Below are 22,058 nucleotides of genomic sequence, written 5' to 3'. Positions count from 1 at the left end.
CCGGGATGGTCAGCGGCTGCGGGCGAGCGCCGCTCGGGCAGCGGGGGTCAGCGCGTCCCCGATGCGGTTGGCCAGCTCGGTCATCTCGTAGGAGACCTTGCCCACGTCACACTCGGGTGCGGCGAGCACCAGCAGCGAGGCGCCGTCGTTGAAGGCCATGGAGAACATGAATCCGCCCTCGAGCTGGGTGACGTTGGAGATCACCGCGCCGGCGTCGAAGAAGGCCGCCGCCCCCCGCAACAGGCTGACCAGTCCGCTACCCGTGGCGGCCAACTGGTCGGCCCGGTCCGGTGGCAGGTCGCGGGTGGCGGCCACCATCAGGCCGTCGCTGGAGATGGCGATCGCGTGGCTGACCTCGGTCGCGCGCGCCGCGAAGTTGTCCAGCAGCCAGCCGAGATCCTGTTGGTCGGTCACGTGCTCTCCTGTCGCGTCATTTGTTACCGAGGTTGATCGGGGTGCGCCGTCGGTTCGCCACGCCCCGCGCGTACGCGGCCATCGCGGTGGCCACCTGCGCGGGGTCGCGGTACTCGGACCGTTGCTGCTGCTGGGGCGCCGTCACACCGCCGGGCACGAGGTGCCGTTGCGGCTGCCGTTTGGGCAGGCCGGAGTTGGTGGTCGTGGCGACCTCGGGGGTGTGCGCCTGGGCGGCCGTACGCCAGGCGTCGTCGGCGGGGCTGGACCACTGCTGGCCGTTCTGGCCGTTCTGACAGTCGACGACGTCGTTCTGGAACCAGTGGTTGACCTGTTCGAAGATGAGCAGCTCCTCGGTGGGCGCGTCACCCCGGTCCGGGGGTGGGGGAGCCGGTCGGAAGACCGGCGCGGCCGGCAGGGTCCGTTCGGTCGGCGGGCGTCCGGCGGTGGGTTCGGGGCGCGGCTGGTACGGCGGCGGCGGGGTGGGCGTCCGCGCTGCCCGCCGCGACAGCCGGCCGGGTGCGAGCAGGTACTCCTCCGGTGGCAACGACCGGATGACCGCCGCGGGCAGTGTCGCCTCGGCGAGGATGCCGCGTCGGGGGCCGCGTCGCAGTTGGACGGTGGCGCCCAGCCGGGCCGCGAGCTGGCCCACGACGACAAGCCCCATCGCCCGTACGGCGGCCACGTCGATGGCCGGTGGGTGGGCCAACAGCTCGTTGAGCTGCTGCATCCTCTGCGCGGACAGTCCCACACCCTCGTCGCTGATCTGGACGATGACGCGGTCTCCCAGGCTCCGGCCGCTCACCCAGGTCTCGCTGCCCGGCGGCGAGTACGTCGTGGCGTTGTCCATGAGTTCGGCGAGCAGGTGCACGACCTCGTCGACGGTCTTGGCGGCCACCGCGACGTCCCCGTCGATCATGCCGAGTCGGACCCGTGCGTAGTGCTCGATCTGGGACAGCGCTGCCTGGAGCACCTGTTGCAGCGGAACGTCGCGCTGGCGTACGCGACCCACGCCGACACCGCCGAGCACCAGCAGGCTGGCGTTGATCCGGCCCATCCGGGTCGCCAGGTTGTCCAGTGTGTACAGCTGGTCGAGCCGGTCGGGGTCGGTCTCGTCCCGCTCGACCAGGTCGACCTGGGCCAGGACGGCGTCGACAAGTCGCTGTTCGCGGCGGCTCAGGTGGATGAAGATGTCGGCGGTGTTGGCGCGCATGACCGCCTGTTCGGCGGCGGTCCGCACGGCGGCCTGGTGCACGGCGCTGAACGCCTGACCCAGTTCGCCGATCTCGTCGTCGCTGGACGGTTCGAGGGCGGCACTGGACTGCTGGTGGGCCAGCTTCTGTGGGTCGACGGTGGCGCTGCCAGGCTGTTGGAGCTGGGCCACCACGGCGGGGAGCTGTTCGAAGGCGACGGCGTTGGCCGCGTCTCGTAGCCGGCGCAGCCGTCGGGTGATCTGCCGTGCGACGGCCCAGGTCACCAACGCGGTCAGGATCAGGGCCAGGAGGACGCTGGCCGCCTCGGCCACGGCCCGGCGGCGCTGGTCGGCGTGCGCGGCCCGAACGTCGTCGCGGACCGCGTCGTCGACCCGGGCGCGCAGGTCGGCCAGCCGGGCGGCGCGCGTCTGGGTGGTGGACACCCACGCGTCGGTCTCCAGTTTCAGTTGCGACCCCGGCTGGGCCCGGGACACCTCGTCCTGCATCCGTTGCAGGGCGAGCGCCTCCTTGCCGGTGCCGGCCTGCTCCCACCAGATGCCCCACTCGGGTGGGGCCAGGGCCAGGAACGACAGGCTCGACTCGGTGTAGCTGGTGCGGGCCGCGGTGATGTCCTGCTGCATGGCCGGCGTCAGTTCCCCGCCCGCGACGGCGCGCAGCACGGCCACCTGCTGCTGACCGATGGCCTCGGCCGTCTTCGACAGCGCCGCCGAGGCCCGGATCCCGTCGGCGAGTGGGGCGTCCACCACGCCGTGCGAGACGTTCTCCCGGAAGTTGATGAGGTCGGCGATCGCGATGCGGTAGCTGAAGGTCATCGCCGACACCGACGCGTGCGTGGCGGTGCGCACCTGGGTGCGCAGCGGGGCGAGGCCGTCCAGAGCCGCGTCGATGCGCCGCAGGAGAGCCGAGCTGGTGCCGTTGTCGGCCGACAGTCGGTCACGCTGCCCGCGGTAGCGGACGACGGCGTCATCGGTGGCGGCCATCTCCACTCCGAAGGCGTCCTGCTGTTCCGGCCGGGCATAGGTGAGCAGGTCGGCGGCGGCGATGCGTTCGCGTTGCAGGCGGTAGGCCAGGTCGCCGGCCTCGGCACCGACCTGCGCCAGGATCTGCAGGTCGCTGGCGCGGGCCGTCTGGCGTGCGCTCTCGGTCAGTGCGAGGCCGGCGAAGCCGATCACGGCGACGAGCGGGGCCGCGACGATGAGGCGCATCCGGCCGGCTATCTTCCAACCGCGTCGGCGGGTCGGGTAGGGTCTGGCCGCGTGGGACCTGGTGCTCGACGCCAAGATTGACTCCCACGACTCGTCGATGACGGTCTATCCGCACGTTGCCGAATGCAAGTCCCATTCGGCCGGAAGCCGCGCTCGTAGACCAGACCTGGCCGTGGTACAAACTGCCCGTACCAGCATCTGTACCCAACGTCAGCAACCGGTGACGCCGCGAGGTCGGGCTGGATTCGTCGGGTCAGCGCTGGTTGTCGAGGGGTTCGGCCGACGGGTGCCGCCGCTCCGGTTCATCCGGTTCGGGCTGACCGTTGAGCACCTGGCCGATCAGCTCACGCAGCTCGTCGATCGCGTCCACCACGGCGCCCGGGTCGCGGGCGTCACGTCGTCCACGCTGACGCGGCACCTGCCGATCCAGTCGAGCCGGCTCCGGCGCGCGGGGGCCACGGCGACCGTCGGCAGCCAACTGCTCGGCCGCGACCCGCGGCCACAGCGCGGCCAGTCGGCCGCCGGTGTCGAGTACGTCGTCGCAGCGCAGTGCGAACTCGTGGCTGCCGAACCGGCGACCTGACTCGACCGCCGCGACCGTTTCCCGGCTGAACCGCACCAGGTCCGCCAGGGCTCGTTGGGTCAGGCCCCGTTGGACGCGGCAGTCGCGCAACTCCCGTCGGAACCGCTGACTGGCCGCGGAGTGAGCCGAGCTCGACGGGGACGTGTGCTCCATGCGCTCACCTTCGTGGAACGGACATTCAGCGGTAGCCGCCAGATCGAGATTGGCCGATGAGCTGAACATTCACAGAGGGCAATTCTTAACCCAGGAAGCGATGGGTGTGAAGACGTTCACCGGCATGGATCGTCGGGAAAAGCGGGAAAGGTGCGCGCCGGACCGGGTGCCGGCACCGACGTGCGCCGGGTGGAACGGGTCGACGCCGGCCCACCCCACCCTCGACCCGTCCGCAGGTCAGCGCCGCTGGCACCCGGGCCCGCTCAGGCGGCGTGCACTTCGGCCGTCGCGCCATCCCGTGCCGCCGACACGTCCGCGGGCGCCGGGACGTCGATTATCGCGAGCAGCGTGCGGTGCGCACGAAACGCGACATTGGGTTTGTACGAGCGACGTTGCTCCGATGACAGTCTGAGCCCGGGAATGGCTTCGGCGAGCCGGCTGAGGGCGATTCCGGCTTCAAGTCGCGCCAATCCCGCACCGATGCAGAAATGGGGACCGTGGCCGAACGACAGGTGATTGCCCACGTCGGCCCGGTGGGGGTCGAACCGGTCCGGGTCGTGGAACGCCGCTGGGTCCCGGTTCGCCGCTCCGATCAACAGCAGGCAACGCGCCCCGGCGGGGATCGTCACCGCCCCCACCGTGACATCCCGGGTGGTCACCCGCAGCCAGCCGTCGATGGCGGGCGCGAACCGCAGCGTCTCGCCCACGAAGGCGGGAACGAGCCCCGGGTCCGCGGTGATCGCCGACCAGCGCTGGGGAGCGGACAGGGCCTGGTCGAGGGCGTGCGCGAGCAACCCGGCGGTGGTCTCGTGGCCCGCGACCAGGAGATTGAAGGCAAGGCTCGCCACCTCGGGCACCGTCAGCACGCTGTCGTCGTCGTCGCGGTAGTCCAGGGCGCGGCTGATGAAGTCCTCGCCCCGGTGTCCACTGTCCACCCGCTGGCGGACCAGGTCCTCGCAGTAGTGCCAGAACTCCAGCAGGCCCTGGGCCAGGCGTACCTGCTCGGCCGGGTCCGGCTGCCCCCAGATGAGGGCTATCTGCCCGTCCGCCCAGCTCCGGATCCGCCCGATGTCGGCGTCGGGCACACCGAGGATGTCCAGGACCACCAGCAGGGGAAGTTCGGCCGCGAACTCCGGGATCAGGTCGACCTGGTCGCCCTGGCGGGCGGCGAGACGGGACACCAGCTGGTCGACCCGGCGTCGGATGATCGCCCCGTACTCGGCCTCGACCCGCTCGGCGGTGTTCGCGAAGGTCGCCCGTAGGGCCCGCCGGGTGCGCGGGTGCGTCGGTGAGTCCGCGGCGGCCGTCGTGGGTGGCGCGTCGATCTGCATGATGACGTTCAGTGCCGGTGGACACACCTCGTAGACCGGGGCGAGGGTGAGGGCGTTGGCGAATGTCGTGGCGTCGGCGAGGGCCCGCCGGACGTCCGCGTGCCGGCTGATCAACCACAGGCCCAGATCCTCGGCGTAGTGCACTCCGTCAGGATCGTCGAGAATGCGCCGCCACATGCTTGCCGGATCGGTGAGATAGACCCCGGTGAACGGATTCAACCGCATGGAAAGCCTCCTGATGCACGCGGCGCGAAACCGGCAGCGCCCCCATTTGGCGATCCACTCCAGCCGGGCCGATAATGGCGTGCATCTGCCTCTGGCTCTTTACGGTGCGCTGGCCGGCCGTACAAGTCAAGATTGGTTCTTGTCTATTTATTGGTCGGCATAATTGCGTGTTGCAACAGCCGAGCGAACCTGGCCAGATGCAAGTTGCGGCTCGGTCCTTGCCCCCAAGCCGACCCGGCCGAACGGTGCAATCAACTCGCCGCTTTCGCTCATGACGGGGGAAACGACCCCCGAGACGACGAGTGACGCCGGAGTCCGCTCACCGACCGCGCCGGCGCTGGCGGAAGGGGCCGACCCTGGGTCGGGGAGCCGGCCCGCGAGACGCGTCCACGCGTCGCGGGGGTTCCGGCCCACGCCGGAACCCCCGCGCCTTCTTCTTGTCGGAACGGCCCGCTCAGCGCGCGGCGGTCAGGGCGCCCACGGGGCGGCGATGTTCCAGGTGCTGTCGGCGGTCCACGACGTCGGCGTGTTGTACGCGTCGCCGCCGGCGCCGTTGCTGAGCCACACCTCCGCGTTGTAGTGCCGCAGGTATTTACCTCGGAAGTTGTACGACTCCAGCGACACGCCGGTGCCGGTCAGCCCGGTACGGGCGCACCAGGTGGCGTCGGCGCGCAGCAGCGCGGAGCCGTCGTCCGGCGAGTTGCGGACCCGGGAGTTCTGGTGGCGCAGGTACTGCCCGGGAAAGTTGACCGACTCGAACGAGTAGCAACCGGCACCCGCCAGACCGGGCCGGATGGTGTACGTGGCGTCGGCCTTGAGCAGGCTGGAACTCGCGGCGTCGACCACCTCCGTGTAGGCCAGGCCGTCCTGGTGACGGAGGTAGCGGTTGGTGAAGCCGGGTGTGGTCACCTGCAACGACCGGCGGGTGTTGACCGGCAGGGCGACGGGCCCCGAACTGCCGATGGCCTTCGAGGCGTTGATCACGGCGGTGTTGGCGGTGCGCACCCGCGCCTGGTCCATTTTGATCACCTGCCGGTCGTAGGTGAGGAACCCGTTCAGCTCACCCTCCAGGTCGGTGATCTCGGTGTAGATCGAGGCGCTGAGCCCTTTGCCGAGCATCAGGTTCTGGGTGCCCTGCACCAGCCCCACGTATCGGTCGGTGAGGGCTGTCGAACTGGACTGCCACTCGTACGCGAAGAAGCTGCCGTTCGGGCTGTACTCGTGGCCCGGCGTGTGCAGGCCCAGGCCGCCGAACTCACCGAGCACCGCGATCCGGCTGCTCGACGGCACGGGGGAGTCCGGGCCGAGGTAGACGTGCCAGTCGTCGATGTCGCCGTTGCCGGGGTTGCCGAGGGACTGGCAGCAGTTGTGGCCGCTGTGCGGGTTGACCAGACGCGTCGGGTCCTGGTTCTTGATGTTCTGCGCGACCCGCCGGGTGTCGGCGAGGGAGCGCTCGCCCCAGCCCTCGTTGTAGGGCGTGTACGCGATCACGGCGGGTGAGCTGCGGTGCTCGTCGACGATCTCGCGTGCCTCGGCCTCGAACTGCGCCTGCTGGGCGTCGGTGGGGTCGACGTCCTGTGCGGTCAGCGACGGGATGTCCTGCCAGACCAGCAGGCCGAGCCGGTCGGCGTGGTAGAACCAGCGCTGCGGCTCGACCTTGATGTGCTTGCGCACCATGTTGAAGCCCAGGTCCTTGTGCTTCTGCAGGTCGAAGGCGAGGGCGGCGTCGGTTGGCGCGGTGTAGAGCCCGTCCGGCCAGAAGCCCTGGTCGAGGGTGCCGACCTGGAACACGAACTGGCCGTTGAGCTTGGGACGCAGCACCCCGTTCACCAGGCCGGTGGTGATCTCCCGCATGCCGAAGTAGTGCGTGGTCCGGTCCACTGTGGCGCCGGTGGTGCCGCGCAGTGTCACCCGGAGGTTGTAGAGGAACGGGTCGTCGGGTGACCAGCGCCGGGCGTTGGGCACCGGCACGCTGAACTCGGTGAAGCCGCCGGTGGCCGAGCCGACCACTGTGCTTCCGTTCAGCGCCTCGGCGAGCACGCTGTGGCCGCTCACGTCGCCCCGGGTGAAGACCCGGACCCGCAGCGTGTTGTTGGCGAGGTTCGGGTAGACGTCCACGCTGCTGATCGAAGCGGCCGGCACCGGCTCCATCCACACCGTCTGCCAGATGCCCGAGCTGGGGGTGTAGAAGATCCCGCCGGGTGTCTTGGTCTGCTTGCCGATGGCGGGCAGGCTGCCGTTCTGCCGGTTGTCGGTGGGATCCCAGACCTTGACGACGATCTCGTTGGTCCCGGTGGTGAGCTGGGGCGTCACGTCGAAGGTGAAGGCGTCGTAGCCGCCGGTGTGCGCGCCGACCCGGACGCCGTTGACCCAGACGGTGCTCTGCCAGTCGACGGCGCCGAAGTGCAGCAGGGTGCGCCGACCCGACCAGTTCGCCGGGACGGTGACGGTGCGTCGGTAGAACAGGTAGTTGCGGTTGTCGTTGGCGGCCCGCTGGATGCCGGACAGGGCGCTCTCCACCGGGAAGGGCACGTTGACCCGTTCGGGCAGGTTGGTGCCGAACTGCGGGGCGTCGTCTGTCGTCGACTGGCGTAGCTGCCACTCGCCGTTGAGGTTGAGCCAGTCCGGCCGCGTCATCTGGGGTCGCGGGTACTCGGGCAGTGGTGTGCCGTTCAGGGCCTGGCTGGTCCAGGGGGTGGTCAGTGGCGGTGTCTTGGCCGGTGCGGCGTACGCCGACGGGGCGGGCGCGGCGAGAAAGCCGGCGACCAGGGCGATGACGAGCAGCAGTGGCAGGGCGGGGCGGATGGGGACGTGACGTGTCATGCCGTCTCCGGGGGGCGAGTCGCCGCGGGCGGTGCAGCCAGGCCCGAAGCGCGTGGGTGGTGGGCATCGGGTGGTCATTGACGGGGGACGGGCGTCAGCGACGGATGTCGGTGGGATCTCCACGCGCCAACGGTGACCGGCATATTGACATCCATCATCACCTGTATAACGTTATAGAGCCGCGCCGACCCTCCCGTCAATGCCTGTTCATCAATGCCCGGCCGGCCCGCCGGTCGAATTCGCGAAAGGTTGGGGATGGGCGTCAACCTGAAGGACATCGCCCAGCGCGCCGGTGTCTCCCTGGCCACGGTCTCGAACGTGGTGAACGGGTACCGGCCGGTGGGGGAGCGGACCCGACAACGGGTGCAGCAGGCGATCGACGAACTCGGCTACAGCCCCAACCTCGGCGCCCGGCACCTCCGTCGGGGCCGTACCGGCCTGATCGCCCTGGCCGTCCCGGAACTGACCAACCCGTACTTCGCCGAGCTCGCCGAGATCGCCATCTCCGAGGCCGCCGTTCTCGGCTACACGCTCGTCATGGAGAACACCGCAGCGGACCGGGAGGCGGAGCTGGCGCTCCTCGACGGCTCGCGGCAGCGCATCATCGACGGTCTGATCCTCAGCCCGGTGCGCATCGGCCGGGAGGAGGTGCTGGCCCGCACTGCCGGCAGCCCTCTCGTGCTGATCGGCGAGGGCGTCTACGACGTGCCACACGACCACATCGCCATCGACAACGTCGCCGCCAGCCACGCGGCGATCCGGCATCTCGTGGCGATCGGCCGCCGCCGGATAGCGTTCATCGGCGCCACCCCTGGCGGTGACCGGCAGTCGGCCCACCTGCGGGTCCGGGGTTACCGGGAGGCCCTGGCGGCCGCCGGCCTGCCGTACCGACCACGGTTGGTCGCCGGCACCGACGCGTTCGGCCGGCTCGACGGCATGCGCGCCATGCGCGACCTGCTCGCCCTCGGTGACCCGCCGGACGCGGTGTTCGGTTACAACGACCTGGTCGCCATCGGCGCGTTGCGGGCGCTGGCCGAGGCCGGCCACCGGGTGCCCGAGGACGTCGCGGTGGTCGGGATCGACGACATCGAGGAGGGGCGGTTCACCGCCCCGACCCTCACCACGATCGCCCCGGACAAGAGGGAGATCGGCCGTCTCGCGGTGCGCCGCCTCGTCGCCCGCATCGAGGGCGAGCAGGTCCCGGGGCCGCTGACCGTGCAGACACCGTTCCGGCTTCTCCGCCGCGAGAGCACCGGCACGCCGGACGCCTGACCACCGGCCGCCCACAAGCCCGCGCCGCGTCGCGCCGCGAGATCCATACCGCCGGTGGTACGACCCAGAGAGGATGACCCACTAGATCCATAATCCTCAATATGATGACCGCTATCTCGAACTGCGGTGCGCTCACGAGGCGTGCCATCCCGATGCGGAGGAATGCATGGTTCGCTGGCGTACCCTCACTGGCCTGCTGGCCACCGCGTTGGCCGCGGTGACCGCGGCCAGCCTCACCCTCACCGCGCCGGCCGCCGCGGCCGACAGCCCCGTGACGCCGAACGTCGTCGGCGGCACCCGCGCCGCTCAGGGCGAGTTCCCGTTCATGGTGCGTCTCTCGATGGGCTGCGGCGGGGCGCTGTACAGCGCCCGGCTGGTGCTCACCGCGGCGCACTGCGTGGGCGCGACCGGCACCAACACCAGCATCACCGCGACGCTCGGGACGGTGGACCTCCAGTCGTCCAGCCGGATCACCGTCCGGTCCAACTACGTCTACCGTGCCCCCGGCTACAACGGCTCCGGCCGCGACTGGGCGCTGATCCGGCTGGCCAGCCCCGTCACCGGGCTGAGCACGCTGCCGATCGCCAGCACCACCGCGTACGACAGCGGCACCTTCACAGTGGCCGGCTGGGGCGCCGCGCGCGAGGGCGGCGGTCAGCAGCGCTACCTGCTCAAGGCGACAGTGCCGTTCGTCAGCGACTCCACCTGCAACGCCAACTACGGCGGGGACCTCATCCCCGCCCAGGAGATCTGCGCCGGCTACGCCAGCGGCGGCACCGACACCTGCCAGGGTGACTCGGGCGGCCCGATGTTCCGCCGCGACGCCAGCAACGCCTGGATCCAGGTCGGCATCGTCAGCTGGGGCAACGGCTGCGCCCGGCCCAACTACCCGGGTGTCTACACCCAGGTGAGCTACTTCGCCTCGTCGATCGCCTCGGCCGCGGCGAGCCTCGGCGGCTGACCGTACGACGGGACGGCCAGCCAGCGCGTTGGTCGCTCCGCCACCGCTCGGGCGGCCCGGACGACACGGTCCGGGTCGCCCGTTCGTGTCGTCCCGCCGGGTGGGCGGCGAGTGGGCCAGCCGACAGATTCGGCGGGCCATTGGTCCGCCGCCGGCCGCAGCGGCGATGATGGCCCGGTGAAGATCCTGTCCATCCAGTCGTCGGTCGCCTACGGTCACGTCGGCAACTCGGCGGCGGTCTTTCCGCTGCAACGCCTCGGGCACGAGGTCTGGCCGGTACTGACCGTGCACTTCTCCAACCACACCGGGTACGGCGCGTGGCGTGGCCCGATGCTCCCGGCGGCGGACGTGGCCGAGGTGATCGCGGGCATCGAGGACCGTGGGGTCCTCGGCAGCGCCGACGCGGTGCTCTCCGGCTACCAGGGCGACCCGGCCATGGGCGCGGTGATCCTGGACGCGGTGGCGACGGTGAAGGCGAGCAACCCGGCCGCTGTGTACTGCTGCGACCCGGTGATGGGCGACGCCGGTCGGGGCATGTTCGTCCGGCCGGGGATTCCGGAGTACCTACGGGACACCGTCGTGCCCCGTGCGGACATCATCACGCCGAACCACTTCGAGCTGGACTTCCTCGCCGGTCGCACCACGAACTCGCTGGCCGAGGTGCTCGACGCGGTCGACGTGGTGCGCGCGACCGGGCCACGGCACGTCCTGGTGACCAGCGTGCTCCACGGTGACCTGCCGTCGGACTCGCTGGAGGTGGTGGCGGTCTCCGACGAGGGCGCCTGGGCGGTGACCACGCCGCTGCTGCCGATCAACCCGAACGGTGGGGGCGACGTCACCGCGGCGCTGTACCTCGCCCACCTGTGGACGACCGGCTCACCCGCTACCGCGCTGGAACGCACCATCGCTTCCGTCTACGCCGTGCTCGAGGCCACCCTCGCGGCGGGCACCCGGGAGATCCAGCTGATCGCGGCGCAGGACGTCATCGCCGACCCGCCGGCCCGGTTCACCGCCCGCCGGCTGCGCTGACGGCGGGCGGCGGGTCGCCGACCGGCGGCGGTCAGCGACCCTCGGGTACGGCCATCTCGCCGAGCAGCGACCAGTCCTCCTGCGGCACCGTGGCGTTCACGATCCGCGGCGTCTCGGCCAGGTGCGGCGGCAGGGTCTCCCGGGCCGTGCGGAAATGCGCGGACTGGACGTGGGCCGCGCCGGCCTGGTCGTCGCGGAAAGCCTCGACCAGCACGTACTCGGTGGGATCGTCCACGCTGCGCGACCAGTCGAACCACAGGCAGCCCGGCTCCGCCCGGGTCGCCTCGGTGAACTCGGCGGCGATCTGCGGCCACCGGTCGGCGTGCTCGGCCAGGACCCGGAACTTGGCGGTAATGAAGATCATGGCCCCAGGCTACCCAGCCGGGCGGGCGCGGGCGACGACCTCCTCGGGGGTCAACGGCGCCTTCGGGTGGTGCGTCAGGCACAGCGGGGTGCGGACCTTGACGAACGAGAAGCCCTCCCCGGCCGCGTAGAACTCACCGCTGTTGAGCAGGCCGATGTCCGGTAGCCGCCCGCCCTTGGCCTCGGCGAGCTGCCGGGCCGCGTCGATCTGCGCCGGCGCGTTGAGCAGCCCGAAGAACTGCGTCGTCGCGTTGCCGGAGATCTGGTTGTGCAGACCCTTTGGCGCCTGGGTGGCGAAGACCAGCCCCAGCCCGTACTTACGGGCCTGCGAGGCCAACGCGATCGAGCTGGCGGTGCAGGCCGTGGTGCCGGTCGAGGGAGCGAGCGTCTGCGCCTCGTCCATCACGAACAGCCCGCCCAGCGGTCGGTCACCGGCGGGGTGCCGCTTGATCCACGCGAAGAGCGCCATCTGCAACTGGTTGACGAAGCTCTGCCGCTCCTGGTCGGACGTGAGGCCGACGAAGCTGATCACCGACACCCGGGCCCGCCGCCCCGCCGACGGCGTCAGCAGCAGCCCCGGGTCGGCCGGCGCGCCGACCCCGCCGAAGAGCGGATCGGTGACCATCGCCGCCTTGAGCGCCTCGGCCAACTCCTCGGCGAGCTTCCCGGCGCGGGCCAGCCGACTGACCCCCTCGGGCAGATCGGTGAGGAACTCGGTGAAGCCGGGCAGGCCCACCATCCCGCTGCGCGCGTACGCCTGGAGGGCCTCGGTGAGGACGGCCTTGCCCTGCTGGGCGAGCCTGCTCGACCTGTCGACGCCGGCCCGTGGCGCGAGCGCCTCCACTGCGGAGCGGACGGCCTGGTCGAACTCGTCGGGCCAGTCCCGCAGGGAGGTGAAGTCGGGCAGCGGCTGGAAGCTCAGCGGCCGACCGGCGGTGACCCGGGGCGTCCACACCACCACCTCGGTGTGCGCGAGGTAGTCGGCGGCACGTTCGGCGTCGCCGGGGCCCCAGCCGCCCGGCGGGTCGGGCCACGGGTCGCCGAGCCGGGCCAGGTCGTTGTTGGGGTCGAGCACGATCGCGGAGACCCCCTCGCGGGCGCACTCCTCGACCAACCGGCGGATCAGCACTGTCTTGCCCGACCCGGACCCGGCGAACACGACCGCGTGGCGGCGCAGCGACTCCAGGGGAACCGTGAAGGGGTGACCGCCGTCGACGGTCCGCCCCAGCCCGACGGCCCGACCGCCCTCGCCGACCACGAGGTCGGCCGGGTCAGCGGGTACGGGCCCGGCCTCCGCACCGGTCGACACGCCAGCGGGGACGTCGGCTTCGGACACGTTCGTCGGGTCGGATTCGGGGCCACCCGACGGTGGCTCGTCGTCGGGCGTCGGCGGCTGGGCACCCCCGCGCGTCCCGTCGGGCCCGGGCAGGACCGCGCGGAACAGCTCGGTGCCGCTGGCCGGACGACGGGCCACCAGCCACTCCTGCAAGGCAGTGGACGGTTCGGCCGCCATCACCCGCAGCGCCGCGAAGACCCGCAGGTCCGCCTCCGTCACGGCACACCGCAGGCCGCCGGCCGCGTCGAAGCCGGTCAACACCTCGGTCGTACGCTTCCCGGTCGGCCACGGACCGTTGCGCAGCAGGATCAGCCGCCGTTGTGGCAGGTCCCGGTCCAACCCTGCGAGGGTGCAGGCGGCCTTGACGCGGGCGGTGACGGCGACGGCATTGGGGTGCGCGATGGCCCGGAAGCACCAGTGCGCCTCGTTCTCGGTGGCCTCGTCGAGCACCTCGATGAGCCGCCCGTGCAGCGCGGGCTTGCGGCCGGGCGGCGGATCGTACTTGTAGGTGGCGCCGGTCGGCGCCTGCTCGGCGATCCAGGCGGCCAGGCCGGCGGCGAGCAGCGGCGGCATGTGCTCGTCCTCGCCCGTCGGGTCGACGGCCGCCGACACGTCCGCGGCCTCGACCAGTTCGGCGAACCGTGCGTCCAACTCGTGCAGGCGGCGCTCGTCGGTCGTCGGATCGGTGGAGGCGCCACGGGCGGTGCTGGCCGTCGGCGTCGAGTCGGTGCCGTCGATGAGCCGGTCCAGCTCGACCACCTCGTCGCGGTCACGGCACCACGCGATGTGGCGGTCCACCCGGCGGAGCAGGGCGCGTGGCGTCAGGGTGGGTGCGTCGGCGAAGGCGGCGGGGGCGATCGGCCAGGTGGGGTGCGGTGGCCCGAAGAACATCCCCGCGAACGCGGCGGAGAGGCGCTTCGCCACGATCGCCTGCCCGATCTCCGGGGTGGGGATCCGGTCCGGCAGGCTCGCCGTACGGAAGCGGTCAGCGACCGGAGTGGGCGCGGTGCGGGTCAACAGGACCCAGGTGTCCGGCAGGCACGAGACGACGACCAGTGTGCGGCGGGTGATGTCGCGGAGCTTGAGCAGGCCGTCGGCGATCGGGCCGAGCACCTTGGCCTGGCCGTCCTCCAGCCCCTGATGATGGTTGAGCAGTGAGGTGCTGGTCTGGGCGAACAGCGTGTCGAGCTGGTCCACGGCGATGACAGTGGGGTCCAGGGCGAGAGCCATCAGCCGGGAGATGTCCTGCACTACCTGCTGCGGGGTGCGGATCGCCGCGCTCAACCCCCACGCCGCCCGCGCGGCCGGGTCACCCGGTTCGGAGATCAGGTGGGCGTAACCGACGTCCTGCGCCTCGAAGTCGATGGCACCGTGCAGGACGAGCGCCCGCGCGGTGTCCTGGGCGTCCCGCCCGACCTCCCGATCGCGCTCACGCAGCGCCCAGATGAAGGCGTCGAGCTGCGCCCGGGTCACCGGTCGGGTTCCGGCGACCGCGTCGCGGACCTCCACCGGCAGGCCGAGCTGGGTGGTGAGTCGACGCAGGAAGGTCTTCAACTGGGTGCCCCAGCCGACGTGGGCGCGCCCCATCCCCTCCACCAGGGCCAGTGCCACGCTCTCCCAGAACGTCTTGCCACTGACCATGTCGACAAGGAAGAAGTAGCCGCCGTCACCCTGGATCCGTTCGCGGACCGCCCCGAGCAGGTGCGTCTTGCCGGCGCCCGCGCGGCCCTGCATTGCCACGCCGAGCGGCATGCTCGTGTCGTCGGTGCGGGCGCGCGCCACCCCGCGCAGGATCTCCGCGGCCACCTTCTCGTGCAGCTCCGGCACGTTGTGCGGGCTGGGTCGCCAGACGTCGTCCGGGGTGACCGCCGGGTTGAGACTGACCGCTTCCAGCGCGGCCCGCTGGTCGTCCGAGATCATGCCGGGCCGATCGCCAGGGCGTGGTTGTCCTCGTTCCCGATGCGGACGGCCGCAGCCCGGTCCCGTGCGGTCAGTGACTTGGTGTTCGCCACCGGGATGATGCGGACGTCCTCCCGGCCGACCATCGCCCGCAACGCCGCGTCCAGGGCGGCCCGGTCGGTGTCGGCGAGCCGGTCGCGGATATCGGCGAGGCCGACCCAGGCGCCCGGCGCGGTGGCCAGATCCCGGTACGCCGAGCGAACCAGCGCCTCCACCTCCACCGCGGACACCGGTGCCGCCGTTGCCGGTGCCGCCGTCGTCGCCGTCACGGTGGGTGCCGGTGCTTCGGGTCGCGGCTCACTGGTCGCCGGGGCGGCCGTTGCCTCGGTCTGCTTGAAGAAATCGCCGTGGCTGACCCGGAGCCGGTCCAGCGAACGGTGCAGGTTGGACAGGACGACGAACAGGGACCGGGTCGTCGAGCCACCCTGCTTCGGCGGCGCGGCGGTGTGCAGCTGACGTGCCACCCGCCAGCCCTCGTCGGTCAGCTCGTGGGCGAAGGTCCGGCGGGACTTGTCGGTGTCGACCAGGCCCAGGTCGACGAGCTTCTTGTTGTCCTTGCCGGTCAGTGTGAAACCGGCCAGTTCTTTCAGCTCGACGTTGGTGAGTCGGCGTGCCTCGACCATCAGCACCACGAGGGCGTTGATCTGGTTCGGCGTCAGGTGCGGGACGTCCGCCGGGCTCGTCATGATGTCTCATCTCCGTGGGGGTGCGTGCCGCCCGCGCGTCGCCGGGCCAGCAGCCGACGGATCCCGTCGACCACCGCCGGCGCGTCGGTGAGCACCTGCTCGTTGGTGAAGCGGAGCACGTCCAGCCCGAGGAGTTGCAGCTGCACGTCTCTCCGCCGATCGTTGGCGAAAGCGATTCGCCCACGATGCTCCGGGCCGTCCACCTCGACCGCAAGACCCTCAGTGGGCCAAAACAGATCCAGACGGTACGCCGCGGCCAGGACGTGCCACTCGTAGGTCTGGTTCCACCGCCGGCCCCGCGCCCAGTCGTGCGGCGCGAGCGCGCGTTCCAACGCCTGCTCGGCGGCGCTGTCACCGCGGGGCACGCCCGCGATCGGCGGCCACGCCAGCACCGTCGACTCCGGCTCGGCGGCGATGGCCGGAAGCCGTTCGGTCGCGGTGGCCAGCCCGGCGAATCGCGCCGGCACCGGCAGGGGCACCGAGCGCACCCGGTCGGCGTGGCGCAGCGGCCCGCCGGCCAACCACACGGTGAAGCCACCGTGCCGCACGAGCCACTCGGCGGCGGCCACCAGCGTCCGCTCGGCGTCGGCGTCCAGGTCGGGCAGGGCCACGACGAGTACGCAGCTCTCCCTGTCGTACGCGTCGGCGATCACCCGGGCGAGCCCGGCGGCGCGTACCCCCGGGGCGAAGCGGGACCGGCCGCCGGGGCGGCGCGGGCCGCGCAGCCCTCGCTCGGCGAGGTCGGCCAGGAACGGGCCGAAGTGCCGGGAGCGGGCGGCGGTACGGGCCGCGAGTGCCCGCACCGCCGCCACGCCGAGCGTGCCCTCGCTGTCGACATGGTCGGCCCCCGTCAGCCAGCGGGGGAACATCGCGAGGGCCGCGGTGTCCAGTTCGTCGAGCACCGTGTCCACGAGGTCACCGAGAGGGCGCGTCACAGTGGGCCGGTAGTGCACGATCGCGGGTGCTGCCGGTGGTAACGGGTCGAGTGCCACCCGCAGCAGCTCCGGGGCGATGCCCGGCAGGTGACTGACTCGCCCCGTCGGCGGGGCAGCCCACCAGGCTCCGCTGGCGTCGCCGTTGGCCCGGACGGGGTGCGCCATGGCGGCACCCTACGACACGTACGGGCGCGCCCGGGGACCCCTCGGTAGCGAGGCGGTGCGCGGGGCTCAGCGCAGCCGGCGGATGTCGCCGTACGCGCGGTAGTAACCACCGCGGCTGGACTCGCGCACCTCGGTCACCAGGTAGCGGGCGCCCGGCTCGCGAATCCCCTTGGGGAACTGCACCGACCAGTCGCGCCGGTAGCCGTCGGAGAGCACCTGAACCCGCAACCGCCCCCGATCGTCCAGGCACTGCACGACCACGCCCGCGCCCGAGTCGCTGGTCACCTCGACGATGGTCGGTTGCACCTGCTGGGGCGCCTGGCGTGGGGCCTTGATGTCGCGTACCTCGGGAACGTCGCCGGCCTGTGCCGCGCGGATCGCCGGCTCGGTCGCGTCGATGCAGGCCAGATGGCCGCCGGTGGTGACGACGTAGAGCCGGTCGTCGTGGTACTGCATGGAGTACGCCGAGCCGCAGCCGGTGCCGAGCTTCCACAGGCGGGTGCCCGCCGCGTCGAAGCAGTAGATCGAGGACTGGCTGTCACCGGCGAAGACGTACTCGCCGCCCTCGGCGGTGGCGCAGGAGAAGACCGGGGCGTCGCACAGATAGGTGCGTTCGTGGCGACCCGACTTGGACAGCCGCACCACCTCGCGACTGCTGGTGCCGGCGAACACACTGCCGTGCTCCTGCCAGCCGAAGAGCACCGAACCGGTGGTGGTGTGCCACAGTTCGCTGCCGGTACGCCACTCGTAGCCGGTCACGCCCCGCGAGTGGCCGTGGTAGATGGCGTCGTCGTCGCACCGCACCATCCAGGCCGAACGCCCCCGCCCGGGGCGACGCCACAGGAACTCGTCCTCGTGGTCGACGGCGGTGATCCCGCCGTCGGCGTCGGAGACGCCGAGGACGCCGTCGTGGATGTCCAACCAGTAGATGTCGATCTCCGGGGCGATCGCGTACGCCACGCGGGGCACCTTGCCGGACAGGTCGTAGACGTTGCCGTCGTCGCAGCCGGCGTAGATCCAGGCGTCGTCGGCGACGATGCACTTGACCCCGTCGGGAAGGCGGACCTGGCTGCGCACCTGGGCGTCGTGGTCGAGGGTGGTGATGACCCCGTGCTCGTTGCCGACCATGCAGTGCCGCCCGTCGACGAAGATGCCGAAGGCGGGGGCGCCGGAGTCGTAGCGCCAGAGCACCGGGGCGGTGTGGGCGGTGGAGCGGGTGCTCACGATCTGCCGCCGCGACACGGTGCGCTTCTGGCGGACGCCGGGGACCGCCGGCGCGTAGCCCTTGCGGACCTTCTCCCCGATCTTCTTCGCCGCGGCGGCCCGGGCCCGGACATTGTCCGGATAGGCACTGGCCTTGACCTGCCCCTGGTCGCCGATCCGGCCGTAGCGCACCGTCAGCGTGGCGTTGTCGACGATGACCTCGTAGAACTTGTGCGCACCGTCCACTTCGGACAGTTCGAGGTAGGTCGTCTCCTGGGACATGGGGGGCCTCCGAGGGTCAGCGAGCGGCGCGATCCGGCCGGCGCGGCGACAGTGACCACACGTTAACGGCGCCCCCCGACAGAATCGGCGTCCGGCCAGCGCAGCGCGCCGTCGCGGAGCACCGCGTGTGCGCCGACGCTCTGGTTGACGATCTGCGTCACCCGCACGTCGACAGCGATGCTGGCCAGCGCCACCGCGTCCGCGCGGGTGAGGCCGTGCAGCCGCTGCATCAGTGTCAGCATCGAGTCCAGGGCGGTGAACGTGGCGTCGTCGAGGGAGGCGCCGACGCCCAGGGTCAGCCACGCGTCGGGGGTACGGGCCACCGGGCCGGTGACCGGAAAGTCGTCGCGTACGTCGAAGGTCAACGTCACCTCGTCCATCGGGCACTCGATCGCGGTGCCGCCGACCTCGCCGTCACCCTGTGCGGCGTGCCCGTCCCCGACGGAGAACAGCGCGCCGTCCACAGGGATCGGCAGCAGGAGGGTGCTGCCGGCGGTGAGGTCCCGACAGTCCAGATTGCCGCCCCAGGGGCGCGGTGGGATCGTCGAGTGAAGTCCCGGCTCCGCGGGCGGCATGCCGAGCACTCCCATGAAGGGCTGCAGCGCGATGGTGTGGCCGTGCTGGTTGCGGCCGGTCATCGTCACCGGGTCCAGCACCCAGGCGTGCACCACCTGTTGGTCCTGCACGCCGTAGCGCTGGTTGAACGCACTCGGCCAGCCGCCGGCCACAGTGGTTCCCCAGCGGCCCGGGACGACCGCGTCGATGCGTACCGCGAGGGTCTGGCCAGCGCGCGCACCGCGGACCGCTACCGGACCGATCAACGCGTGTCCGTGGTCGGGCCGGTGCTGCGCGACCCGGGGCCGGTCCCGGTTGGGCCCGCCGGGGTACGGGCCGGCGGACCACCAGCAGTCCAGGGTGCGATAGGTGACGGTGTCGCCCGGGTCGATGGTGAGCACCGGCGGGAAGTCGGGGGAGAAGTGGCCGTGCAGGCTGTCATCCCCGGGCGTGAGGGTGTGTCGCATCAGTGCAGGCTAGTGGCCACGTGCGGCGGGCAGGCAGGTGCGCGGTGGGTGCCGGGCGCACCCACCGCGCACGACTCGACCTGGGCGATGTCAACCCGAGGTGCAGGAGCGGATCTGTGGGCGGGCGCTGCTGTTGCCGTTGGTCATCGTGGTGAAGCCGAAGGTGTTGCCGCTGCCGTTGGACCGCATGGTCATGACCGTCCCGCTGCTGTCCCAGGTGGCGGTGCCGTTCCAGATGGTGGTGACCCGCTGCGGCGAGGTGATGGCCACGACCACCGTCCACGTGCTGGCGCCGCTGACAGTCACCGACGTGTTGTACCTGTCGCCCCACACGTTGGGGGTCGTGGCGGTCGCGGTGCAGGTGCCGCCGGAGGGCGGCGGGGTGGTGGTGGGCGGCGGGGTGGTGCCGTCGGGCGCGACAGCGCGGCCGGTGGACGGCGAGATCATGCCGGGGCACAGGTTGCGGCTGGTCAGGTTGGCCATGATCTGTCCGATGGCGTCGCGGGTGTTCTGGATCCCGTCGTGCATCAGGATGACCTGACCGGCCTGGAGTCGGCTCGCGTTGGCCACGATCTGGCTGACGCTGGCGCCGTTCCAGTCCTGGGAGTCCACGTCCCAGATCACCTGGCGCATGCCCAGTGACGACGCGACGGACTGCAACGTGGAGTTGGTCTCGCCGTACGGCGGGCGGAACAGCACCGGTCGGCTGCCGGTGGCCGACTGGATCGCCGAGCTGGTCTGGGAGAGGTCCGACTGCATCTGAGCCTGGCTCATCGAGGTCATGTGGGCGTGGTTCCAGCTGTGGTTGGCCACCCACATGCCGGCGGCCACCTGCGCCTGCGCGGCCGACCGGTTGTTCTGGACGTTCTGCCCGACGTTGAACATGGTGGCCCGTACGCCGTTGGTGCGCAGCACGTTCAGCAGCGCGCTGGTGCTGCCGGTCGGACCGTCGTCGAAGGTGAGGCCGACGTAGCCGTTGCAGGTGGCGGCGCTCGACGGGGTGGAGGTGGCCGCGAGGACGACGCCGCACATGGCGACGGCGGTGGCCAGGACGGCGAGCGCCGCGCGCAACCGCCTGGACCACAGGGCCGTGCGGGGGAAGAGCCTGCTCATCTGGTGCCCCTTCGCGCAGGCCCGGACGCGCCCCGAGGGTGCGGGCAGCACAGTCCGGACAGGTGTGGATGAGTGGGTAGGTGGAGCGGAAGCCGCAACGAAGCCGATCGCATTGACCTCAATGGATCGGAGTATTACAGCGAGAATTCCAACGCGTCAACAAGTTCCGGAACATCCTCGCAACAACCCGGGAGGTTGTTCCGCGGTCGGTGCAGGCATGACTCGGTCGGGTTGGAGTCTTCGATGCCGTCTCGATGGCGTTGATCTATCGGTCTGTTCGCGACGTGATCCGGAAAGTTGCCGGAACTATCGATCGTCGATCTCCGGGTCCACGTCGCGCCGGTCGTGCCACGTCGCGCCTAATAGTAAAGATTGTGAACAGAAGATGTTACAGTCACTTTGGTCGATATCCACTCGGGTTTCGGCCAGTGAGTCCGAGGAAGGAGTGATCACATGGCGAGACTGCGCGCGCTTGTCGCGCTGGCGGCACTGATCGTCGCCGGTGGACTGGTTGCGGTCATCCCGGCCACCGCCGCGTCGGCGGCGGCCTGCTCAGCATCGTGGCAGGCCTCGGCCGTCTACTGGGGAGACGCCCAGGTCTCCCACAACGGCCGTAACTACCGGGCGAAGTGGTGGACCCAGAACGAGGCGCCGCCGGGCACGACCGGTGTCTGGGAGGACCTCGGCGCGTGTGGCGGGGGCACCACGCCGCCCACCGGGGGGACCTGCAGCTACCCGAACTGGACCGCCGGAACCTGGTACGCCACCGGGGCGATAGTGCGGTACACGAACGGTTCCTACTACATCGCCGAGCACGACAACCCGGGGTACGACCCCGTCGTCAGCACCTGGTACTGGGAGCCCTACACCTGTGGCGGTCAGCCACCGACCACCCCGCCGCCCACCAACCCGGGCGGCTTCGTGGTCACCGAGGCCCAGTTCAACCAGATGTTCCCCGGTCGCAACTCCTTCTACACGTACTCCGGGCTCGTCGCCGCGCTCAGCGCCTACCCGGCGTTCGCGCGCACCGGCAGTGCCACGGTTCAGCGCCAGGAGGCCGCGGCCTTCCTGGCGAACGTCTACCACGAGACCGGCGGGCTCGTGCACGTGGTCGAGCAGAACACCGCGAACTACCCGCACTACTGCGACCCCGGCCAGCCGTACGGCTGCCCCGCCGGGCAGGCCGCCTACTACGGGCGGGGGCCGATCCAGCTCAGTTGGAACTTCAACTACAACGCCGCTGGCAACGCCCTCAACCTGCCGCTACTGACCAACCCGTGGCTGGTGCAGACCGACGCCGCGGTGGCCTGGAAGACCGGTATCTGGTACTGGATGACCCAGAACGGGCCGGGCACCATGACCGCCCACAATGCGATGGTCAACGGCGCCGGGTTCGGTCAGACGATCCGCAGCATCAACGGCTCGATCGAGTGCAACGGCGGGAACCCCGCCCAGGTGCAGAGTCGCGTCACCAGGTACCAGCAGTTCGTCGGCATCCTCGGGGTGTCCGCCGGAGCCAACCTCTACTGCTGATCACCGGCCGGCCTCGGCGTACGTCACCGGACGGCGTCGAGGCCGGGCGCCTCGGCGGCCGAGGCCCGGTGGGGGCGGCGGCCGTTTCGGCGCGACCCGTTGACACGGCCGTGCTGCGCCCGGAACTATCAGCGGCAGTCCACACGCCCCGACTCCCGTTGCTCACGACCTCTCATGACAACGATGTCAGGGCTCGACCCACCACCCGCTCCACACTGCCCAGACGTTCGACGTACTCGACCCGGTTCGAGTCG

The 22,058-nt window shown here is 71.1% G+C and carries 16 protein-coding genes; 4 read left to right on the top strand and 12 right to left on the bottom strand.

The annotated features are described in order from the left end of the window. Positions 1-9: 9 nt before the first annotated feature. From OG598_RS14100 to OG598_RS14080, 5 genes are all read right to left on the bottom strand, one after another. Positions 10-414, bottom strand: a complete 405-nt coding sequence (locus tag OG598_RS14100; protein WP_030490280.1) for a roadblock/LC7 domain-containing protein — start codon at positions 412-414, stop codon at positions 10-12. 16 nt (positions 415-430) lie between these two features. Continuing rightward, positions 431-2,830, bottom strand: a complete 2,400-nt coding sequence (locus OG598_RS14095) for a sensor histidine kinase (RefSeq protein WP_328654857.1) — start codon at positions 2,828-2,830, stop codon at positions 431-433. Between the two features lie 253 nt (positions 2,831-3,083). Then, entirely contained in the window at positions 3,084-3,566 is a 483-nt protein-coding gene (locus OG598_RS14090; RefSeq protein ID WP_328654856.1) for a helix-turn-helix transcriptional regulator, read from the bottom strand. A 263-nt stretch (positions 3,567-3,829) separates the two neighbouring features. After that, the gene (locus tag OG598_RS14085) at positions 3,830-5,122 is read right to left on the bottom strand and encodes a cytochrome P450 (protein WP_328654855.1); all 1,293 of its coding nucleotides are present in this window, start codon (positions 5,120-5,122) and stop codon (positions 3,830-3,832) included. A gap of 468 nt (positions 5,123-5,590) precedes the next feature. Next, the gene (locus OG598_RS14080; protein ID WP_328654854.1) at positions 5,591-7,945 is read right to left on the bottom strand and encodes an AbfB domain-containing protein; all 2,355 of its coding nucleotides are present in this window, start codon (positions 7,943-7,945) and stop codon (positions 5,591-5,593) included. 255 nt (positions 7,946-8,200) lie between these two features. On the opposite strand from OG598_RS14080, the gene OG598_RS14075 reads away from it, so the two are divergent. The 3 genes from OG598_RS14075 (at position 8,201) to pdxY (ending at position 11,207) form a co-directional block, all read left to right on the top strand. Continuing rightward, positions 8,201-9,217 (top strand): LacI family DNA-binding transcriptional regulator, encoded by a 1,017-nt coding sequence (locus tag OG598_RS14075; RefSeq protein WP_328654853.1) that lies wholly within the window; start codon positions 8,201-8,203, stop codon positions 9,215-9,217. 166 nt (positions 9,218-9,383) lie between these two features. Then, positions 9,384-10,178, top strand: a complete 795-nt coding sequence (locus OG598_RS14070) for a S1 family peptidase (RefSeq protein ID WP_328654852.1) — start codon at positions 9,384-9,386, stop codon at positions 10,176-10,178. A gap of 177 nt (positions 10,179-10,355) precedes the next feature. Further along, positions 10,356-11,207 carry a pyridoxal kinase PdxY gene (gene pdxY, locus OG598_RS14065; protein WP_328654851.1) on the top strand — a complete coding sequence of 284 codons (852 nt, stop codon included), beginning with the start codon at positions 10,356-10,358 and terminating at the stop codon, positions 11,205-11,207. Between the two features lie 31 nt (positions 11,208-11,238). Here the strand turns inward: pdxY and OG598_RS14060 are convergent, their stop codons facing one another. The 7 genes from OG598_RS14060 to OG598_RS14030 form a co-directional block, all read right to left on the bottom strand. Continuing rightward, positions 11,239-11,571, bottom strand: coding sequence for a putative quinol monooxygenase (locus OG598_RS14060; protein WP_328654850.1), 333 nt, complete (start codon positions 11,569-11,571; stop codon positions 11,239-11,241). 9 nt (positions 11,572-11,580) lie between these two features. After that, on the bottom strand, positions 11,581-14,826 hold the full coding sequence (locus tag OG598_RS14055) for an ATP-binding protein (protein WP_328654849.1): 3,246 nt from the start codon (positions 14,824-14,826) through the stop codon (positions 11,581-11,583). Then, a complete protein-coding gene (locus OG598_RS14050; protein WP_328654848.1) occupies positions 14,823-15,551 on the bottom strand; it encodes a hypothetical protein in 729 nt (242 codons plus the stop codon). Before OG598_RS14050 ends, OG598_RS14055 begins: the two co-directional genes overlap by 4 nt. Further along, positions 15,548-16,651: an endonuclease domain-containing protein gene (locus OG598_RS14045; RefSeq protein ID WP_328654847.1), complete on the bottom strand. Its 1,104-nt coding sequence runs from the start codon at positions 16,649-16,651 to the stop codon at positions 15,548-15,550. Before OG598_RS14045 ends, OG598_RS14050 begins: the two co-directional genes overlap by 4 nt. Before the next feature lie 66 nt (positions 16,652-16,717). After that, positions 16,718-18,136, bottom strand: a complete 1,419-nt coding sequence (locus OG598_RS14040) for a WGR domain-containing protein (RefSeq protein ID WP_328654846.1) — start codon at positions 18,134-18,136, stop codon at positions 16,718-16,720. Positions 18,137-18,198: 62 nt separating this feature from the next. Continuing rightward, positions 18,199-19,158, bottom strand: a complete 960-nt coding sequence (locus OG598_RS14035; protein ID WP_328654845.1) for an acetamidase/formamidase family protein — start codon at positions 19,156-19,158, stop codon at positions 18,199-18,201. A 90-nt stretch (positions 19,159-19,248) separates the two neighbouring features. Further along, positions 19,249-20,271: a polysaccharide deacetylase family protein gene (locus OG598_RS14030; RefSeq protein WP_328654844.1), complete on the bottom strand. Its 1,023-nt coding sequence runs from the start codon at positions 20,269-20,271 to the stop codon at positions 19,249-19,251. A 453-nt stretch (positions 20,272-20,724) separates the two neighbouring features. On the opposite strand from OG598_RS14030, the gene OG598_RS14025 reads away from it, so the two are divergent. Next, positions 20,725-21,804 carry a glycoside hydrolase family 19 protein gene (locus OG598_RS14025; protein ID WP_328654843.1) on the top strand — a complete coding sequence of 360 codons (1,080 nt, stop codon included), beginning with the start codon at positions 20,725-20,727 and terminating at the stop codon, positions 21,802-21,804. Positions 21,805-22,058 lie beyond the last annotated feature (254 nt).

Source organism: Micromonospora sp. NBC_00330, assembly GCF_036136635.1.
GTDB lineage: Bacteria > Actinomycetota > Actinomycetes > Mycobacteriales > Micromonosporaceae > Micromonospora > Micromonospora salmantinae.
This window is presented reverse-complemented; position numbering and strand designations above follow the sequence as displayed.

What these genes read in the sequence shown, in the direction of transcription:
- OG598_RS14045 (WP_328654847.1), bottom strand. Translation starts at nt 16,651, where the DNA reads ATGGCGCACCCCGTCCGGGCCAACGGCGACGCCAGCGGAGCCTGGTGG.
- OG598_RS14060 (WP_328654850.1), bottom strand. Translation starts at nt 11,571, where the DNA reads ATGATCTTCATTACCGCCAAGTTCCGGGTCCTGGCCGAGCACGCCGAC.
- OG598_RS14090 (WP_328654856.1), bottom strand. Translation starts at nt 3,566, where the DNA reads ATGGAGCACACGTCCCCGTCGAGCTCGGCTCACTCCGCGGCCAGTCAG.
- OG598_RS14035 (WP_328654845.1), bottom strand. Translation starts at nt 19,158, where the DNA reads ATGCGACACACCCTCACGCCCGGGGATGACAGCCTGCACGGCCACTTC.
- OG598_RS14040 (WP_328654846.1), bottom strand. Translation starts at nt 18,136, where the DNA reads ATGTCCCAGGAGACGACCTACCTCGAACTGTCCGAAGTGGACGGTGCG.
- OG598_RS14095 (WP_328654857.1), bottom strand. Translation starts at nt 2,830, where the DNA reads ATGCGCCTCATCGTCGCGGCCCCGCTCGTCGCCGTGATCGGCTTCGCC.
- OG598_RS14055 (WP_328654849.1), bottom strand. Translation starts at nt 14,826, where the DNA reads ATGATCTCGGACGACCAGCGGGCCGCGCTGGAAGCGGTCAGTCTCAAC.
- OG598_RS14025 (WP_328654843.1), top strand. Translation starts at nt 20,725, where the DNA reads ATGGCGAGACTGCGCGCGCTTGTCGCGCTGGCGGCACTGATCGTCGCC.
- OG598_RS14030 (WP_328654844.1), bottom strand. Translation starts at nt 20,271, where the DNA reads ATGAGCAGGCTCTTCCCCCGCACGGCCCTGTGGTCCAGGCGGTTGCGC.
- OG598_RS14075 (WP_328654853.1), top strand. Translation starts at nt 8,201, where the DNA reads ATGGGCGTCAACCTGAAGGACATCGCCCAGCGCGCCGGTGTCTCCCTG.
- OG598_RS14080 (WP_328654854.1), bottom strand. Translation starts at nt 7,945, where the DNA reads ATGACACGTCACGTCCCCATCCGCCCCGCCCTGCCACTGCTGCTCGTC.
- OG598_RS14070 (WP_328654852.1), top strand. Translation starts at nt 9,384, where the DNA reads ATGGTTCGCTGGCGTACCCTCACTGGCCTGCTGGCCACCGCGTTGGCC.
- OG598_RS14050 (WP_328654848.1), bottom strand. Translation starts at nt 15,551, where the DNA reads ATGACGAGCCCGGCGGACGTCCCGCACCTGACGCCGAACCAGATCAAC.
- OG598_RS14085 (WP_328654855.1), bottom strand. Translation starts at nt 5,122, where the DNA reads ATGCGGTTGAATCCGTTCACCGGGGTCTATCTCACCGATCCGGCAAGC.